Consider the following 17,487-nt stretch of genomic DNA (forward strand, 5'->3'; position numbering starts at 1 on the left):
TCTCCCAGCAGAGAACGGACTTGCTTCGACGTTCGTCGATACAGTCGACCTTGCCCTCGGGATCGACGCCTGTCAATATTGAAGAATGTCGAAACAAGCTGGTCTGGTAGTGCTCGGACAGGACGACGGGGCGGCGTGCTGCGCGCCGATGGTCCGCGAGCCACTGGGCGAGGAGGCCGCGGCCGAGCTGTCGCGCATGTTCAAGGCGCTGTCGGACCCGATCCGGCTGCGCCTGCTCTCCCTGATCGCCTCCCACGAGGGCGGCGAGGCGTGCGTGTGCGACCTGACCGGCCCGTTCGACGTGTCCCAGCCGACGATCTCCCACCATCTGAAGGTGCTCCGCGAGGCCGGTCTCGTCGGCTCCGAGCGGCGCGGGACCTGGGTGTACTACTGGGTGCTGCCCGAAGCCCTGGCGAAGCTGTCCGCCCTTCTCCAGATCCCCGCCGTGTCCGCGAAGGCCCCCGCGTGAGCGCGCCGGCGCCACTGCTGCGGCGGGCGACGGCCGAGGGGCTGGGGACGGCCGCGCTGGTCGCGGTGGTGGTCGGCTCCGGGATCCAGGCCACCGAACTGACCCATGACGTCGGGACGCGGCTGCTGGCCAACTCCCTCGCCACCGTCTTCGGCCTGGGCGTGCTGATCGCCCTGCTCGGCCCGGTGTCCGGTGCGCACTTCAACCCGGCGGTCACCCTCGCCGCCTGGTTCACCGGCCGCCGCACCGGCGAGGACACCACCCTGCGCGACGTCGCCGCGTACGTACCCGCCCAGATCGCCGGAGCGATCACCGGCGCGGTGCTCGCCGACGCCATGTTCGGCAAGCCGCTCGTGCGCCTCTCCTCGCACGACCGGTTCTCCGGCCAGCTGTGGCTGGGCGAGATCGTGGCCACCGCCGGGCTGGTCTGGCTGATCTTCGGCCTGGCCCGCGCCGGACGGGGGCACCTGGCGCCGCCGCTGGTCGCCTCCTACATCGGCTCGGCGTACTGGTTCACCTCCTCCACGTCCTTCGCCAACCCGGCCGTCACGATCGGCAGGGCGTTCACCGACACCTTCGCCGGCATCGCCCCCACCTCCGTGCTGCCCTTCCTCGCCGCCCAGGTGCTCGGCGCCGCCGCCGGACTCGGCCTGGTCGCACTCTGCTTCGGCCGCCCCGACGGCGAGCGCGAGGCCGAGACCGTCGTGCCCCACGAAACGCAGCGGCCCGCCGCCCCCACCCGTCCCCCCGAAGAAAGCGCCCTCGCCTGATGGACCCCTCCACCGCCCCGTCCGTGCTGTTCGTGTGCGTGCACAACGCAGGCCGCTCCCAGATGGCCGCCGCCTTCCTCAGCCACCTCGGCGGCGACCGCGTTCAGGTCCGCTCGGCCGGATCCGCCCCCGCCGACACGGTGAACCCGGCCGTGGTGGAGGCCATGCGCGAGGCCGGCATCGACATCTCCGCCCAGACCCCGAAGATCCTCACCACCGAGACGGTGCGGACCTCCGACGTCGTGATCACCATGGGCTGCGGCGACGCCTGCCCCTACTTCCCCGGCAAGCGCTACCTCGACTGGACCCTCGAAGACCCCGCCGGGCAGGGCGTCGCGGCGGTACGGCCGATCCGCGACGAGATCGAGCAGCGCGTCCGCGGCCTGCTCACCGAACTCCACATCGAGCCCGCGGCATGACCGCCGCCGGTACGGGCACCGGCGTACGCATCGGCCGCCACCACGGCACGTGGCGCGTCATCTCGTCGCTTCCGCGGTGACCCCCGGCTGCGGCCGGGTCCGCATACCCCAGCGGGCAAGAGCTGGGCCGGCGGCACCCAGCATGGCGAAGAACAGCGCCAACAGCAGCCAGCCCGCCGTGCCGAGACCCAGCACCACCGTGGTGAGGATCGCGGGGGCAAGAGCCTGGCCCGCGTTGAAGCCGAGGCCGAAGACACCTTGGTACTGGCCCTGGGCATGGTCGGGGGCGAGACCGAAACCCAGGGCGAAGGCCGCCGAGGACTCCCAGACCTCTCCCAGGCTATGGACGAAGATCGCCGCCAGGACCAGTCCTGCTGCCGCCCAGACAGGGGCGTACGCCGCCAGCGCCATCATCGGACAGCTGACGAGGAAGAGCAGCCCCGCGGTGCGAAACGCCCTGCCGCCGTCGTACGGGGTCTCGATGCGGGAGCCGATCCTGGTCTGCATCAGTACGCAGAAGGCGGAATTGACGGCGAACAGCGCGGCCACCGTCCAACGCGGCGCTTCCGTGTGCTCGGAGATCCAGATCGGCAGGAGCAGGGAGACCACCGGGTACTGCAGTCCCATGGCCCCGTAGAGGGCGGTGAACGTCAGGAACGGGCGGTCCGCGAAGACGAGCCAGCGCCGCTGCTGCGGCGGCGCTGCCAGCACCGGATAGCGGGGCAGCAGAAGCAGAAGCACCGCGCACAGGGCGAAGCTCGCCGCGTTGCCGAGAATCAGCGTGACATAGGCGCCGCGGGTGTCCGCGGCCAGCGCCAGCCCGGCACCCATCGTTCCCAGGACGACGCCCAGGTTGACGAAGGTGCGCAGCTTCGCCCGGAACACGGCCGGCCGCTCACCGCCGACCCTGACCACCAGAGCCCCCCACGCCGCCCCTCCGACCGCCGCGGCGATCTGGTCGACCGTCGCGATGAGCGTGAGCGCGGCCCAGCTCTGGACGAGTACGAGGGCCGCCATCGATACCGCCTGGACCGCGAGGGCCAGCATCATGATCACGCGTGCGCCGCGCCGGTCAGCGAGATGACCCCCGGGTATCCCCGCGCACAGGCCGATCACTCCGGCGATGGTGAGCGCGCCGCCGACCTGCACCGCGGGCAGGCCCACGACCAAGGTGAAGTAGAGCGCCGACGCCGCGTTGAACAGACCGTTGCCGACCCGGTTGACGAAACTGGCGGCGACCAGCACGCGCTCCGGCCCGCTGTCCCCCGCCATCCGGCCTGTTCGACCGGCCAATCCGCCCTTGATCATGGACCGCAGGCTAACAGCGCCGCAGAACCCGCCGCAGGCGTACGAAGATCGCGTGCCCTGACGGTTGCCCCCTGCACCGGCGAACTGCTGTCCGCCGTGAAGCTCATGGTGCAGACCCTCGCCGACCTCTTCACCCGCTACGACCTGCTCCTCATGCCGAACTCCACCGGGAGGCCGTGGACGCCGAACTCGCCCCGGTCGACGGCCTGCCGGAGGCACTCGACGCACTCACCCTGCCGACCTGCGTCGCCTCCAGCGGCTCCCACGTCAAGATGCGGCACACCCTCGGCCGTACCGGGCTCTACGAGCGCTTCGCCGGCCGCGTCTACAGCGCGTCCGAGGTCGCCCGAGGCAAGCCCGCCCCCGACCTTTTCCTGTACGCGGCCCGGCAGATGGGCGTCGATCCGGCCGCCTGCGTCGTGGTCGAGGACAGCCGGCCCGGCGTCCACGCCGCCCGCGCGGCCGGCATGCGCTCCCTCGGCTACGCCGGCGGGCTGACCCCGGCCGAACGCCTCGAAGGCCAGGACACCACGGTCTTCCACGACATGCGCGAACTGCCTTCGCTCATCGCGCGGTTGTAGACGACGGGGCGGCGCCTCTCAGCCTGAACGGCAACCCCGTCGCCCCCACACCCCGCACCGGTCGCAGAGTGCGGGGGCGCCGGCGGATCACGTCACCGCCAGCCCCAAGTCGGCCGCCAGGCGGGCGCGGTGCCAGGACGGCGGGCCGAAGAGCTGGGCCGAGCCGTGGGCCCGCTTGAAGTAGCGGTGGGCGTCGTGTTCCCAGGTGATGCCGATGCCGCCGTGCAACTGGATCATCTCGCCCGCGACCGCCGAGAACGCCTCCGAGCAGGCGGACTTGGCGGCGGCCGCGAGACGGGTCCGCTCCGGGGCGCCCGCGGCGGCGAAGGTGGCTCCGAGGGCGGCCGAGCGGGCCGATTCGACCAGGACGTACGCGTCCGCGAGGCGGTGTTTGACGGCCTGGAAGGAGCCGATGGGCCGCCCGAACTGGACCCGCTCCGCGGCGTAGGCGAGCGTGAGTTCGAGGCAGCGCGAGGCGGCGCCGACCTGCTCGGCGGCGAGCGCCGTGCAGGCCAGGTCCAGTACGTGCGCGAGGACCTCCTCGCCCGCTCCTTCCGCTCCGACGAGCCGGCCCTCCGCCGCCGCGAGCACCACGCGGGCCTGTGCCCGGGTGGAGTCCATCGGGACGGCCGCCTCGCGCTGTACGCCCGTTCCGTGCACGGGCACCTCGAAGAGCGAGACCCCCGCTTCCGAACGCGCCGCCACGAGCAGGACCCCGGCCTCCGCCCCGTCCAGCACATGCTCCTTCGTCCCGGTGATCCGCCACGTCCCCCCGGGCCCGGGGCGCGCCTCGGCCCGTACGTCCGACGGGTCCCAGGAGCCGTGCTCGGCCCACGCCAGGGCGCCCACCACGGCCCCCGAGGCCAGGTCCGGCAGCAGCCGCGCGCAGGCCGCCGCGTCGTCCGAGGCGAGCAGCGCCCGCACCGTGAGCACCGCCGAGCCGAGGAACGGTACGGGGCTGAGCTCCCGGCCCAGCTCCTCCAGGACCACGTGGACCTCCTGCGCCCCGTACCCGGCACCGCCGTACTCCTCGGGGACGGCGAGGCCCGCGACGCCGATCTGCTCGGTCAGCGGGCGCCAGGCGGCGGCCCCCGCGTGTCGTCCGAGCACGGCCCGTACGGCGGACCGCAGCTCTTCCTGTTCCTCCGTCAGCCTCACGCCTCTGCTCCTCTCGATGGGGGACGGGTACGGTGCCGCTCGCGCGGCGTCAGGAGCCGAGCACACGGGCGCGGCAGGCCGCGGGGGTGCCCCAGGCGTCGCGGAGGGGGCGGGCCTTGCGGATCCACAGGGCGAGGTCAAGCTCCTCCGTGTAGCCGACGGCTCCGTGGAGTTGCAGGGCGGTGCGGGCGGCGGCGTACGCGGCCTCGCCCGCCGTGACCTTCGCCGCGGCGACCTCGGCGGCGCTGTGGTCGGCTCCTTCCGCCAGGGCCAGGGCGGCGGAGTGGAGCAGCGGCTGCGCGAACTCCAGCGCGATGAGCGTGTCGGCGAGGCGGTGCTTCACCGCCTGGAAGGAGCCGATGGCGACACCGAACTGGGTGCGCTGCCCGACGTACGCGACGGTCCGGTCGAGGAGGGCACGCCCGAGGCCGAGGGACTGGGCCGCGGTGGCCAGGGCGGCGACCTCGGCGGCGTACGCGGCGGCGGCGGTCACCTTCGGGCCGCGCGCCAGGACGGATCCGCCGAGCGGGCGGGCCAGCCGGCGCGCGGGATCGGCCGAGGGCTGGACGGGACCGGCCGTCGCCGCCAGACGTACGGTGTCGCCCTCGACGACGAGTACGGTGTCGGCGGCGTCCGGGTCGAGGGCGTAAGGGCTGCCGGCGGCCGGCACGCACAGGGAGACGACCGCCTTGCCCGAGGCGATCTGCGGCAGCCACGCGGCGGCGGCACCATCCGCCCCATCCGCCCCGTCCGTGCCGGAGCCCTCCGCCCCGCCCCCGCCGACGCCGTCGAGCCGGTCGAGCAGCGCCGCCGCGGCGACCGTCTCGACCAGTGGCCCGGGTACGGCGTGCCGGCCCAGTTCGGTGAAGGCGACGGCCAGTTCGAGGGGCAGCGGGCCGAGCCCGTCGTGCCGTTCCGGTACGGCGAGGGCGAAGACCCCCGCCTCCGCGAGCCGCGTCCAGAGCGCGCGGCCGGGCGCGGTGTCCCCGGCCGCCCAGGCCCGTACGGCCCCGGGGGTGTCGGCCGCCGAGAGCATGCCGTCGAGGGAGCGGGCGAACTCCCGCTGCTCGTCGTCGAGGAGGAACCGCATCACCGGCGTCCCTTCGGGAGGCCGAGCAGCCGCTCGGCGATGATGTCGCGCTGGATCTCGTTGGTGCCGGCGTAGATGGGGCCGGCGAGGGAGAAGGTGTGGCCCTCGGCCCAGGCGCCGTGCGCGGGCGCGTCCCCGGCCGCGTCGGCCAGTTCGCCGTACGGCCCGAGCAGATCGAGGGCGGTCTCGTGGAGCGCGATGTCGAGCTCGGACCAGAAGACCTTGTTGAGGCTGGACTCGGCGCCGATCGAGCCCCCGGCGGCGAGGCGTGAGGCGCCCGCGTAGGCGGACAGCCGGTAGGCGCGGGCGCCGATGACGGCATCGGCGACCCGGTCGCGCAGGGCGGTGTCGGACGGGTCGGCGGTCTCCCGCCACAGCGCCGTCAGCCGCTCGGCGGCGCTCGTGAACCGGCCCGGGCTGCGCAGGGTCAGGCCCCGCTCGTTGCCGGCGGTGCTCATCGCGACCCGCCAGCCCTGCCCCGGGGCGCCGATCACGTCGTGGTCGGGCACGAACACGTCGTCGAGGAAGAGCTCGGCGAAGGCGGGCTTGCCGTCGAGGCGCCCGATGGGCCGTACGGTCACCCCGTCGGCGTCCAGCGGGAACATCAGGTACGTCAGTCCCTGGTGCGGCTTCGCGGCGTCGGGGTCGCTGCGGAACAGTCCGAAGGCGCGGTCGGCGAAGGCCGCCCGGGAGGACCAGGTCTTCTGGCCGTTCAGGAGCCAGCCGCCGTCGGTGCGTTCGGCGGTGGAGCGCAGCGAGGCGAGGTCGGAGCCGGACTCCGGCTCGGACCAGGCCTGGGCCCAGATGACCTCGCCGCTCGCCATGGACGGCAGGACGCGGGCACGCTGCTCGTCGCTGCCGTGCTCGAAGAGGGTGGGGGCGAGCAGGTTGATGCCGTTCTGGCTGACCCGGCCGGGGGCCCCGGCCGCGTAGTACTCCTCCTCGAAGATCAGCCACCGGAGGAGGGAGGCGCCCCGGCCGCCGTACTCCTCGGGCCAGGAGACCACCGACCAGCGGTCGGCGAACAGGGTCCGCTCCCAGGTCCGGTGGGCCGCGAAGCCCCGCTCCGTCTCCAGGGAGGGCAGGGGGGTCTCGGGTACGTGGGCGGTGAGCCAGGCGCGGGCCTCGGCCCGGAAGGCGTCCTCCGCCGTGGAGAGGTCGAGGTCCATCAGGCTCCCGCCGCCTTCATCGAGCGTATGTCCATGCCGCCGAGCGCGTCGGGGGCGGTCTCGGCGTTGTGCGCGTGCGCGAGGTGGTGCAGTCCGAAGACCGAGTCCACGCCGGTGTGCAGGCCCTGGAGGTCCTCGGCCTGGTTGACCGCGCGCTTGGTCAGGGCCAGGCCCATGCGGGGCATCTCGGCGATCCTGGCCGCCAGCTCCATGGTCCGCTCGGCCAGTTCCCCGGTGGGGACGACCCGGTTGACCATGCCGACCTCGTAGGCGCGCCGGGCGCCCATCCGGTCGCCGGTGTACAGGAACTCCTTGGCGATCCGCGGGGGCATCACCCAGGGGTGGGCGAAGTACTCGACGCCGGGGATACCCATGCGGACCACCGGGTCGGCGAAGAACGCGTCCTCGGCGGCGACGATGAGGTCGCACACCCAGGCGAGCATCAGGCCGCCCGCGACGCAGGCGCCCTGCACGGACGCGACCATCGGCTTGGGCAGTTCGCGCCAGCGCCGGCACATGCCCAGGTAGACCTCGGACTCGCGGGCGAAGCGGCTCTCCGCGCCGCTCTTGTCCGAGTGGTCCCACCAGAGTCCGGCCCTGCGGTCGAACGGAAGGTGGGCGTCCCGCTCGGGGGTGCCGATGTCGTGGCCGGCGGAGAAGTGCTTCCCGGCTCCGGCGAGCACCACGACCTTGACCGCGTCGTCGTCGGCCGCGCGGTAGAAGGCGCGGTCGAGGGCGTAGGTCATCGCGGAGTTCTGGGCGTTGCGGTAATCGGGCCGGTCCATGGTGACCACGGCCACGGGGCCCTGGCGTGCGTAGCGGACGGGCTCCGTGGATGCGGTGCGGGCAGCGGACATCCGCCCTCCTTCCCTAACAAGTGTTTGGTAGGTTAACGTACCGTCATGAGCGACGTCGAGGAGTTCCGCAGAGAGGCCCGCAGCTGGCTGCGCTCCCACCTCACCGGTGAGTTCGCCGCCCTGCGCGGGCGCGGCGGCCCCGGACGGGAACACGAGGCACACGCCGAACGCCTCGCCTGGGAGCGGCACATGGCCGCCGCCGGATGGACCTGCGTGGGGTGGCCCAAGGAGTACGGCGGCCGGGGCGCGACCCTCGAACAGCAGGTCGCCTTCCACGAGGAGTACGCCCTCGCCGACGCCCCCGCCCGCGTCAACCACATCGGCGAGCAGCTCCTCGGACCCACCCTCATCGCCTTCGGCACCCCCGCGCAGCGCGAGCGCTTCCTCCCGCCGATCGTCGCCGCCGAAGAACTGTGGTGCCAGGGCTACTCGGAGCCGGACGCCGGCTCGGACCTGGCCAACGTGCGGACCCGCGCCCAGCGGGACGACGGGGGAGAGTGGGTGATCACCGGGCAGAAGGTGTGGACCTCGCTCGCGCACGAAGCCGACTGGTGCTTCGTCATCGCCCGCACCGAACCGGGATCGACCCGCCACCAGGGCCTTTCCTACCTCCTCGTCCCCCTGGACCAGCCCGGCGTGGAGATCAGGCCGATCGTCCAGCTGACCGGGACCTCGGAGTTCAACGAGGTGTTCTTCGACGGGGCCCGCACCCGCGCCTCCCACATCGTCGGCGCCCCCGGCGACGGCTGGCGGGTGGCCATGGCCACCCTCGGCTTCGAGCGCGGCGTGTCCACCCTCGGCCAGCAGGTCGGCTTCCGCCGCGAACTGGAGGCCGTCATCGAGCTGGCCCGGCGCAACGGCGCGGCGGCCGACCCGCTGATCCGCGACCGGATCGCCCGCGCCTGGATCGGCCTGGAGACCATCCGGTTCAACGCCCTCCGCATGCTCGGCGGCGTCGCGGCCGGGGCCCCGGGCCCCGAAGCGTCCATCGGGAAGATCTTCTGGGCCACCTGGCACCGGGAGCTGGGCGAACTCGCCATGGACGTCTGTGGCGCCGAAGGCATGCTGGCCGCCGGCGAGCCGTACGACCTCACCGACTGGCAGCGGCTGTACCTGTTCTCCCGCTCCGACACCCTCTACGCCGGCTCCAACGAGATCCAGCGGAACATCATCGCCGAGCGCGTCCTCGGCCTGCCCAAGGAGGTCCGCCCATGACCGGCACCCCACCCCCCTACGTGCCGGGCCACGGTCTGCTCGCGGGCCGCGGCGCCGTCGTCACCGCGGCCGCGGGCGCCGGCATCGGCGGAGCGACCGCCCGACGGCTCCTGGAGGAAGGCGCCCGGGTCGTCCTCTCCGACGCCCACGCCCGCAGACTGAAGGAGTCCGAGGCGGAGCTGGCCGCGGAGTTCGGCACGGACCGCGTCGCCGCCCTGCCCTGCGACGTCACCGACGAGAACCAGGTCAACGCCCTGTTCGACCTCGCCGAGGAGAACCACGGACGCCTCGACATCGTCGTCAACAACGCGGGCCTCGGCGGCACCGCCGAGCTGGTCGACATGGCCGACGAGCAGTGGGACAAGGTCCTCGACGTCACCCTGAACGGCACCTTCCGCTGCACCCGCGCCGCACTGCGCCGGATGAAGGCCGCGGGCGCCGGCGGCGTCGTCGTCAACAACGCCTCGGTGGTCGGCTGGCGGGCACAGAAGGGCCAGGCCCACTACGCCGCCGCCAAGGCCGGCGTCATGGCCCTCACCCGCTGCGCCGCGCTGGAGGCCGCCGAGTACGGCGTGCGGGTCAACGCCGTCTCCCCGAGCCTGGCCATGCACCCGCACCTGGTGAAGGTCACCACCCCCGAACTCCTGGCGGAACTGACCTCCCGCGAGGCCTTCGGGCGCTACGCCGAGCCATGGGAGGTGGCCAACGTGATCGTCTTCCTGGCCAGCGGATACTCCTCGTACCTGACGGGGGAGGTCCTCTCCGTGAGCAGCCAGCACCCGTGAGACCGGCGCCGGAGCGGCGCCGCGAGATCCTGGACACGGCGGCCGAGGTGTTCGCCGCCCAGGGGTACGACGCCACCACCGTCCGCCGCGTCGCCGACGCGGCCGGCCTGCTCGCGGGCAGCCTCTACTACCACTTCGACTCCAAGGAGTCGATGCTCGACGAGATCCTCCGCGGCTTCCTCGACGACCTGTGGGCCCGGTACGACGCCGTGCTCGCCGCGGAGCCCGGCCCCCGGGAGACCCTGGAAGCCCTCGTCACCGAATCGTTCCGGGAGATCGACCGGCACCGCGCCGCCGTCGCCATCTACCAGAAGGAGTCCGGACACCTCCGGGAACAGCCGCGCTTCGGCTATCTCGCGGGCTCCCAGCGGAGATTCGAGGAGACCTGGCTCAGGACCCTGGAGCGCGGCGTCGCCGCCGGGGTCTTCCGCACCGACCTCGACGTCCGGCTCACCTACCGCTTCGTCCGCGACACCGTCTGGGTCGCCGCGTCCTGGTACCGGCCGGGCGGCCGGCACAGCCCCGAGGAGATCGCCCGCCAGTACCTGTCGATGGTGCTGGAGGGCGTCGCTGTCCGGGACGGACATCGGACGGGCGAATGACCCCCGCATGGCCACGCTGACCACGCTGACCACGCACGACCCACGCACGCCCACGAACGACCCACACGTGACCCACGTATGACGCGCGAACGAGGAGTGACCATGGCCGAGGCATACATCGTCGAAGCGGTACGGACCCCGGTCGGCCGGCGGAAGGGCGGACTCTCCGCCGTCCACCCGGCCGACCTCGGGGCGCACGTGCTCAAGGCACTGATGGAACGCTCGGGTGCCGACCCGGCCGCCGTCGAGGACGTCGTCTTCGGCTGCCTGGACACCGTCGGCCCGCAGGCCGGCGACATAGCCCGCACCAGCTGGCTGGCCGCAGGACTGCCCGAGGAGGTCCCCGGGACGACCGTGGACCGGCAGTGCGGCTCCTCCCAGCAGGCCCTGCACTTCGCCGCGCAGGGCGTCCTGTCCGGCACCCAGGACCTGGTGGTCGCCGGCGGCGTGCAGAACATGTCGCTGATCCCCATCGCCTTCGCCAGCCGGCAGGCCGCCGAACCGCTCGGCCTCGCCGAAGGCCCGTACGCCGGATCCGAGGGCTGGCGGGCCCGCTACGGCGACCAGCCGGTCAACCAGTTCCACGGGGCCGAGCTGATCGCCACCAAGTGGGGCATCTCCCGCCGGGACATGGAGGAGTTCGCCCTGCGCTCCCACCAGCGGGCCGCCCGCGCGATCGACGAGGGCCGCTTCGACCGGGAGATCGTCCCGTACGGGAACGTCACCGCCGACGAGGGCCCGCGCCGCGACACCACCCTGGAGAAGATGGCCGGCCTGAAGCCGGTCGTCGAGGGCGGCCGGCTGACCGCCGCCGTCTCCTCCCAGGTCTCCGACGGGGCCTCGGCGATGCTGATCGCCTCGGAACGCGCCGTACGGGAACACGGACTGACCCCGCGCGCCCGGGTCCACCACCTGTCCGTACGGGGCGAGGACCCGATCCGCATGCTGTCCGCGCCCATCCCGGCGACGGCGTACGCGCTGAAGAAGGCCGGGATGACGCTCGACGACATCGACCTGGTGGAGATCAACGAGGCCTTCGCCTCGGTCGTCCTGGCCTGGCTGAAGGAGACCGGCGCCGACCCGGAGAAGGTCAACGTCAACGGCGGCGCCATCGCCCTGGGCCACCCGCTCGGCGCGACCGGCACGAAGCTGATGACGACCCTGCTGCACGAACTGGAGCGCACGGGCGGCCGCTACGGCCTCCAGACCATGTGCGAGGGCGGCGGTCAGGCGAACGTGACGATCATCGAGCGGCTCTGACGGGGAAACGGCCGCAGACAGAGGTCCGCCGGGGGCGACGGTGCCCCCGGCGGACATGTGCGTGACGCGCCGGACGGTGACGGGCCTGGTGGTGACGGCGGGACGGTGCCGGCCGGACGGTGACGGGCCGGGCAGGTCGGGCGGGGCCGCGGCGGGCCGGACCAGGGCGGTCCGGCCCCCGAGCGCGTCAGTCCGCGCCGGGCAGGCCGCGGAGCGTGGCCCGTGCCTCGGCCATGACGCGGTCGAGGAGTTCGGCGCAGGACGGGAGGTCGTCGATCAGGCCCGCGACCTGCCCGGAGGCCATCACGCCCAGATCGGTACGGCCGTCGACCATGGACGCCTTCAGCAGCATCGGCGTGTTGGCGGCCAGCAGGATCTGGCTCCACGCCAGCTCCTTGCCGTGCCGCATCGCCAGCCCGTCACGGACCATCTCCGCCCAGCTCATGCCGGACTCGCGCCGGAAGGCCGCGGCGTGCCGGACCGCCCGCAGCAGTGCGGCCGCCCGGCCCGAACGCTCCAGCGCGTCGACCAGCTCCGTACGCAGCATCCGGTGCGGCAGCCCGTCCACCTTCGTGGTGACGGTGACGTCCGTGACCGCCGCGGCGAGGTAGCGGGCCTTCACCGCGTCGGGGACCGTACTGTCGGAGGTGAGCAGGAAGCGGGTGCCCATGGCGATCCCGGCCGCGCCGTAGGCCAGCGCCGCGACCAGGCCGCGCCCGTCGTGGAAGCCGCCGGCCGCGACGACCGGGATGTCCACGGCGTCCACGACCTGCGGGAGCAGTACGGAGGTGGCGACGCTGCCGGTGTGGCCGCCGCCCTCCCCGCCCTGCACGATCACCGCGTCGGCGCCCCACGCCGCGACCTTCTCGGCGTGCCGTCTGGCTCCGATGGAGGGGATGACGACGACCCCCGCGTCCTTGAGCCGTGCGATCAGCTCGCGGGACGGGGCGAGCGCGAACGAGGCGACCCGTACGCCCTCGTCGATGATGAGGCGCACCCGCTCGGCCGCGTCCCCGGAGTCGGCCCGCAGATTCACCCCGAAGGGCGCGTCCGTGCGGGACCTGACCTCGCGTATCGCGGAACGGAGCTGGTCGACGCTCATCGTCGCCGACGCCAGGATGCCGAGCGCGCCGGCGTTGGCCGTCGCCGAGACCAGCCGGGGGCCGGCCACCCACCCCATGCCGGTCTGGACGACCGGGTGACGTACGCCGACGAGTTCGGTGAGGGGGGTGGCGATCGTGAGGTCGCTCATGCGGGGACCTCGCGGTCGCGCAGCCCCTTCGGGTCGATCTCCTCGCGGATCAGGCGCAGTTCCTCGACGGTCGGCTCGCGGGTGTACGGCACGTCGTCGGGGAAGGCCAGCGCGAAGCCGGTCGCCTCCCTGACCTGCTCGACGGTGACGCCGGGGTGCAGCGAGCGCAGCCGCATCGTGCGGTCCGGGGTCTCGAAGTCGAAGACGCCCAGATCGCTGATGACGTCCGGGATCCGGTGGTAGCGGGTCGCGGTGGGGCCGGCCGCGGCGGCCCGGTCGTAGCCGACACCACAGACCATGTCGACCCGCTCGACGAAGACGCGCGTCGAATGCTTGGGGACCCAGTAACTGGTCGGGTTGTTGAGGGTGTTGACCGGCGCGCCCCGCACGCCGAGGAGCTGTCGCTTGGGCCGTGCCCAGTCACCGACGCAGCTGATGTTCTGGTTGCCGTACCGGTCGAGCTGGCTCGCGCCCATCATCACGTGCCGGCGCCCGGTGGTGACCATGGCCAGGTGCTGCCGGTACGGGAGCCAGCCCTCCACGACGCGGGGCGCGGCGCCGACGGCGGGTACGTCGCCGATGAGCAGCGCCTCGCCGTCGGTCAGGAGCAGATCGGGGGAGAAGGTGAGTTTGGCGAGGCGGGCGCCGATCGTGGGGACGGTGCCCATCGGGCTGGCCAGCACCTCACCCGCGTCCCGCCAGGCCTCGGCGCAGGCGACGACGCAGTACTCCGCCCGCGTCGCGGTCGCCGTCGCGGCCGTGGAAGGGGTGCCGGTTCCGGTGCCGCTCATGCTTCCTCCTCGTGGAACGCCGCGACCGCGGCCTGGTAGGCGTCCTCGTCGCCGGACAGGAACCGGGCGGTGAACTCCCGCCAGGCCTCCGGGTCCCGGGCCGCCTTGACGTAGGCGCGCTGGAAGGCCTCGTCGCGGTCGTGGTCGGGGGCGCAGGAGGTGAAGTGGGCGCCGTTCGGGGTCTCGACGACACCGTCGACGAAGGCGCGCTTGACCAGCAGCGACTGCGGTCCCGCGTCCTTGAGCAGCTCCGAGGTCTCCACGATCCGCTCGCAGGAGACGTACGCGGCGTCGGCGGCCTCGCAGAACAGGTCGTCGAAGTACGGGTCGGGGCCCAGGTACTGGCCGTTGCCGTGCGCGTCGGCACGGTTGACGTGGACCAGCGAGGCGTCCAGGCGCAGCGCGGGGACGGCGACGAGTTCCTCGCGGTCGCCGTACGGGGACGTGACGGTCCGCAGCGCCGGGTTGACGCTCATCACGTCCGAGCCGAGCCCGGCCCGGATGGGCATGAAGGGCAGCCGGTGCACGGCGGCGGTCAGCCCCCACATGACCATGGCCTCGTCCAGCTCCACCAGTTCGAAGGCGCCGCGCTGCCGGGCCGCGCCGAAGTGGGGTTCCAGAGGGATCGAGTCGAGCGTCGCGAAGGCCGCGACCAGCTTGCGGATCTTCCCGGCTGCGGCCAGCAGCCCGACGTCCGGGCCACCGTACGAGACCACGGTCAGATCGGTCAGGTCGGACCGCAGCAGCGCCCGTACCAGCGCCATCGGCTTGCGCCGCGAGCCCCAGCCGCCGATGCCGATCGTCATCCCGCTGCGGAGCCGGCTCACGACCTCCTCGGCGGTCATCGTCTTGTCCCTGCTCACGACTGCTGCTCCTGTTCCGTGTCGACGGCCGTGCCGTTGTCGTTGCCGAACGTGTCGCGGACGCGGTCGGCGACGCCGTTGAGGTTGGCCTCGAAGGTGAAGCCCTGCTCGAAGCGGTAGCTGCGGCGCACGTCGACGGGGTCGATGCCGTTGATCGCGGCCTTGGCGAGCCGGATCAGCTGCCCGTCCTTGGCGGCGATCTCCCGGGCGAGTTCGAGCGCCGCGTCGAGCAGCTGCTCGCGCGGGACGACCCGCCAGACCGAGCCGTGCCGGTGCAACTCCTCGGCGGTGACCGTGCGCGAGGTGTAGTACAGGGCCCGCATCAGCTGCTGCGGGACGAGCCTGGACAGGTGCGTGGCCGCGCCGAGGGCGCCCCGGTCCAGCTCGGGCAGGCCGAAGGTCGCGTCCTCGGAGGCGACGATCGCGTCGGCGTTTCCGACCAGGCCGATGCCGCCGCCGAGGCAGAAGCCGTGTACGGCGGCGACCACGGGCACCTCGCAGTCGTAGACGGCGGCGAAGGCCTCGTAACAGCCGCGGTTGGCGCCCAGGAGGGCGTCGTGTCCGGCGGTGCGCTGGATCTCCTTGATGTCGACGCCCGCGTTGAAGCCGCGGCCCGCCGCGGTGAGCACGACGCAGCGCACCTCGGGATCGGCCCCGGCGGCGCGCACCGCGGCGGCCAGGTCGTACCAGCCGTGTACGGGGAGGGCGTTGACCGGCGGGAAGTCGACGGTGACGACGGAGATGCCCTTGTCCGGGGCGGAGGTGGAGACACCCATGAGCAGATCAGCTACCTTTCCACCAAACGTTTGTTAGGTGGAAGATAGCAGCGGTTCGCTCGCTGCGGGAGGTGCCCATTGGCAGTCACCATCGACCTGTCGGGATCCGTCGCCGTCGTCACCGGCGGCACACGGGGCGTCGGCGCCGGGATCGCCAGAGCCCTGCTCGAAGCCGGGGCGGAGGTCGTGACCTGTGCGCGACGGGCCCCCGACAAGCCCGTCGAGGCAGCCGGGCGTACCGCCCGCTTCCTCCCCGTCGACCTGCGCGACCCGGCCGCCGTCGCGGAGTTCTTCCGCCGGGTGCGCGACGAGCACGGACGGCTGGACGTCCTGGTCAACAACGCCGGAGGAACACCGTTCCGGATGCTCGGCGACGGGACGGCCGAGCAACAGGCCCGGGTCGTCGAACTGAACCTCGTCGCCCCGCTGACCGCCTCCCTCGCCGCCTACGAGGTGATGCGGCATCAGGACGGGGGAGGGACCATCATCATGATCGGCAGCGTCAGCGGCACCCGCCCCTCACCGGGCAGCGCCGCCTACGGAGCCGCCAAGGCGGGCCTGGACAACCTCGCCCGGTCCATGGCGGTGGAGTGGGCGCCGCTGGTGCGCGTCAACACCCTCGTCCTCGGCATGGTGCGCACCGAACTGTCCCACCTGCACTACGGCGACGAGGACGGCATCGCCGCCGTCGGCCGCACGGTGCCCCTCGGCCGGCTCGCCGAACCCGCCGACATCGGCGACGCCTGCGTCTTCCTCGCCTCCGGCCGGGCCGCGTACCTCAGCGGCGCCAGCCTGCTCGTACACGGAGGCGGCGAACGCCCCGCCTTCCTGGACGCGGCAACGGCCAACCACTGAACCCACTCACCGAAAGGCACCCACCATGACAGGACTGTGCAACGGACGCGTCGCGATCGTCACCGGCGCCGGCCGCGGTCTCGGCCGCGCGCACGCGCTCGCCTTCGCCGCCGAAGGCGCCAAGGTCGTCGTCAACGACCTCGGCGTCGGCCTGGACGGCACCGGAGGCGGCGCCGGGCCCGCGCAGCAGGTCGTCGACGAGATCACGGCGGCGGGCGGCGAGGCCGTCGCCCACGGCGGCGACATCGCCACCGCCGACGGCGCCGCCTCGCTCATCGCCACCGCCCTGGACACGTTCGGCCGCCTCGACACCCTCGTCAACAACGCCGGCTTCCTGCGCGACCGCATGCTCGTCAACCTCGACGAGGACGACTGGGACGCCGTCATGCGCGTCCACCTCAAGGGCCACTTCCTGCCGCTCAAGCACGCCGCCGCGCACTGGCGGGCGGAGGCCAAGGCCGGACGCACGCCCGTGGCGCGGGTCGTCAACACCAGCTCCGGAGCCGGCCTCCTCGGCAGCGTCGGCCAGGGCAACTACGCCGCCGCCAAAGCCGGGATCGTCGGCCTCACCCTCGTCGCGGCGGCCGAGATGGGCCGCTACGGCGTCCAGGTCAACGCGATCGCCCCCGCCGCCCGGACCCGGATGACCGAACAGACCTTCGCCGAGACGATGGCCGCCCCCGAAGGAGCGGCCTTCGACGCCATGGCCCCCGAAAACGTCTCCCCCCTCGTCGTCTGGCTGGGCTCCGCAGCCTCGGCCGGCGTCACCGGCCGCGTCTTCGAAGCCGAAGCCGGCCGGATCACCGTCATGGAAGGCTGGCGCCCCGGCCCGACAGCCGACAAGACCGCCCGCTGGACCCCGGCGGAAGCGGGCGAAGCAACCCTGAAACTCCTCGCCCAGTCGGAGCCACCGCACCCGGCATACGGCAGCCACTGAAACACCACCCCGGTCACGGACACCGCCCCGCCAAACCGGCCCCCCTCTCGGCCCCCCTCTCGGCCCCCCTCTCGGCCCGCTGCGGTCAACGCCCCGCGGAGGCGCTGTCGGCGCTCCCGATGGGCAACGGTCCGCTGAGCCGGCGCCCACTCTTCCGGTGCGGCGCCCACTCTTCCGGGCCGCCGCCCCGCTCTTTCGGGCTCGCGCCCCGCGGTTGTCGGCGGTCGCCCAGCCGCCGTTGTGGGCAGCCGCTCGGGGAGGGCCCGCCGCACGCGTGGCCCACGCGCCTCGGGGCGCGGGTACCGGCCTGGCGGCAGGGGTGCCGGACTG

18 protein-coding genes and 1 pseudogene are annotated in these 17,487 nt (G+C 73.2%); 10 read left to right on the top strand and 9 right to left on the bottom strand.

The features are described from left to right. Positions 1-85 precede the first annotated feature (85 nt). The 3 genes from ACZ3ZE_RS27360 to ACZ3ZE_RS27370 are packed head-to-tail and all read left to right on the top strand — an operon-like array spanning position 86 to position 1,658. Entirely contained in the window at positions 86-469 is a 384-nt protein-coding gene (locus tag ACZ3ZE_RS27360; RefSeq protein WP_361177278.1) for an ArsR/SmtB family transcription factor, read from the top strand. Then, on the top strand, positions 466-1,239 hold the full coding sequence (locus ACZ3ZE_RS27365; RefSeq protein WP_361627368.1) for an MIP/aquaporin family protein: 774 nt from the start codon (positions 466-468) through the stop codon (positions 1,237-1,239). The genes ACZ3ZE_RS27360 and ACZ3ZE_RS27365 overlap by 4 nt, the downstream gene beginning before the upstream one ends. Continuing rightward, positions 1,239-1,658: an arsenate reductase ArsC gene (locus ACZ3ZE_RS27370; protein ID WP_361177282.1), complete on the top strand. Its 420-nt coding sequence runs from the start codon at positions 1,239-1,241 to the stop codon at positions 1,656-1,658. The genes ACZ3ZE_RS27365 and ACZ3ZE_RS27370 overlap by 1 nt, the downstream gene beginning before the upstream one ends. Before the next feature lie 57 nt (positions 1,659-1,715). Here ACZ3ZE_RS27370 and ACZ3ZE_RS27375 read toward each other — a convergent pair whose 3' ends face one another. Then, complete coding sequence (locus ACZ3ZE_RS27375) at positions 1,716-2,966, bottom strand: MFS transporter (RefSeq protein ID WP_467261084.1); 1,251 nt, start codon at positions 2,964-2,966, stop codon at positions 1,716-1,718. 161 nt (positions 2,967-3,127) lie between these two features. Here ACZ3ZE_RS27375 and ACZ3ZE_RS27380 point away from each other — a divergent pair. Continuing rightward, positions 3,128-3,547 (top strand): annotated as a pseudogene (locus ACZ3ZE_RS27380) (HAD-IA family hydrolase); the annotation flags it as partial. 87 nt (positions 3,548-3,634) lie between these two features. Here the strand turns inward: ACZ3ZE_RS27380 and ACZ3ZE_RS27385 are convergent. The 4 genes from ACZ3ZE_RS27385 to ACZ3ZE_RS27400 are packed head-to-tail and all read right to left on the bottom strand — an operon-like array spanning position 3,635 to position 7,821. After that, on the bottom strand, positions 3,635-4,705 hold the full coding sequence (locus tag ACZ3ZE_RS27385) for an acyl-CoA dehydrogenase family protein (protein WP_361177286.1): 1,071 nt from the start codon (positions 4,703-4,705) through the stop codon (positions 3,635-3,637). 49 nt (positions 4,706-4,754) lie between these two features. Beyond that, positions 4,755-5,795 carry an acyl-CoA dehydrogenase family protein gene (locus ACZ3ZE_RS27390; protein ID WP_467261085.1) on the bottom strand — a complete coding sequence of 347 codons (1,041 nt, stop codon included), beginning with the start codon at positions 5,793-5,795 and terminating at the stop codon, positions 4,755-4,757. Further along, entirely contained in the window at positions 5,795-6,964 is a 1,170-nt protein-coding gene (locus ACZ3ZE_RS27395) for an acyl-CoA dehydrogenase family protein (RefSeq protein WP_467261087.1), read from the bottom strand. The genes ACZ3ZE_RS27390 and ACZ3ZE_RS27395 overlap by 1 nt, the downstream gene beginning before the upstream one ends. Then, a complete protein-coding gene (locus ACZ3ZE_RS27400; protein WP_361177292.1) occupies positions 6,964-7,821 on the bottom strand; it encodes an enoyl-CoA hydratase in 858 nt (285 codons plus the stop codon). Before ACZ3ZE_RS27400 ends, ACZ3ZE_RS27395 begins: the two co-directional genes overlap by 1 nt. A gap of 45 nt (positions 7,822-7,866) precedes the next feature. Between ACZ3ZE_RS27400 and ACZ3ZE_RS27405 the strand changes: the two genes are divergently transcribed. From ACZ3ZE_RS27405 to ACZ3ZE_RS27420, 4 genes are all read left to right on the top strand, one after another. Beyond that, positions 7,867-9,036 (top strand): acyl-CoA dehydrogenase family protein, encoded by a 1,170-nt coding sequence (locus ACZ3ZE_RS27405; protein ID WP_361177294.1) that lies wholly within the window; start codon positions 7,867-7,869, stop codon positions 9,034-9,036. After that, a complete protein-coding gene (locus tag ACZ3ZE_RS27410) occupies positions 9,033-9,821 on the top strand; it encodes an SDR family oxidoreductase (protein ID WP_363293034.1) in 789 nt (262 codons plus the stop codon). The genes ACZ3ZE_RS27405 and ACZ3ZE_RS27410 overlap by 4 nt, the downstream gene beginning before the upstream one ends. Beyond that, entirely contained in the window at positions 9,818-10,423 is a 606-nt protein-coding gene (locus tag ACZ3ZE_RS27415) for a TetR/AcrR family transcriptional regulator (RefSeq protein WP_361177298.1), read from the top strand. Before ACZ3ZE_RS27410 ends, ACZ3ZE_RS27415 begins: the two co-directional genes overlap by 4 nt. A gap of 102 nt (positions 10,424-10,525) precedes the next feature. Continuing rightward, a complete protein-coding gene (locus ACZ3ZE_RS27420; protein WP_467261089.1) occupies positions 10,526-11,683 on the top strand; it encodes an acetyl-CoA C-acetyltransferase in 1,158 nt (385 codons plus the stop codon). A gap of 187 nt (positions 11,684-11,870) precedes the next feature. On the opposite strand, the gene ACZ3ZE_RS27425 is transcribed toward ACZ3ZE_RS27420, so the two are convergent. The 4 genes from ACZ3ZE_RS27425 to ACZ3ZE_RS27440 are packed head-to-tail and all read right to left on the bottom strand — an operon-like array spanning position 11,871 to position 15,365. Beyond that, positions 11,871-12,935, bottom strand: coding sequence for an NAD(P)H-dependent flavin oxidoreductase (locus tag ACZ3ZE_RS27425; RefSeq protein ID WP_361177302.1), 1,065 nt, complete (start codon positions 12,933-12,935; stop codon positions 11,871-11,873). Continuing rightward, a complete protein-coding gene (locus ACZ3ZE_RS27430) occupies positions 12,932-13,726 on the bottom strand; it encodes a CoA-transferase subunit beta (protein WP_467261091.1) in 795 nt (264 codons plus the stop codon). Before ACZ3ZE_RS27430 ends, ACZ3ZE_RS27425 begins: the two co-directional genes overlap by 4 nt. Then, positions 13,723-14,571, bottom strand: coding sequence for a CoA transferase subunit A (locus ACZ3ZE_RS27435; RefSeq protein ID WP_442304263.1), 849 nt, complete (start codon positions 14,569-14,571; stop codon positions 13,723-13,725). The genes ACZ3ZE_RS27430 and ACZ3ZE_RS27435 overlap by 4 nt, the downstream gene beginning before the upstream one ends. A gap of 14 nt (positions 14,572-14,585) precedes the next feature. Continuing rightward, complete coding sequence (locus ACZ3ZE_RS27440; RefSeq protein ID WP_467261093.1) at positions 14,586-15,365, bottom strand: enoyl-CoA hydratase family protein; 780 nt, start codon at positions 15,363-15,365, stop codon at positions 14,586-14,588. Positions 15,366-15,443: 78 nt separating this feature from the next. Here ACZ3ZE_RS27440 and ACZ3ZE_RS27445 point away from each other — a divergent pair, with 78 nt between their 5' ends. Beyond that, entirely contained in the window at positions 15,444-16,220 is a 777-nt protein-coding gene (locus tag ACZ3ZE_RS27445; protein ID WP_361627398.1) for an SDR family oxidoreductase, read from the top strand. Positions 16,221-16,245: 25 nt separating this feature from the next. Next, complete coding sequence (locus tag ACZ3ZE_RS27450; protein ID WP_363293040.1) at positions 16,246-17,157, top strand: SDR family oxidoreductase; 912 nt, start codon at positions 16,246-16,248, stop codon at positions 17,155-17,157. Positions 17,158-17,487: the final 330 nt, after the last annotated feature.

It is taken from the genome of Streptomyces sp. NPDC023157, from assembly GCF_055560575.1.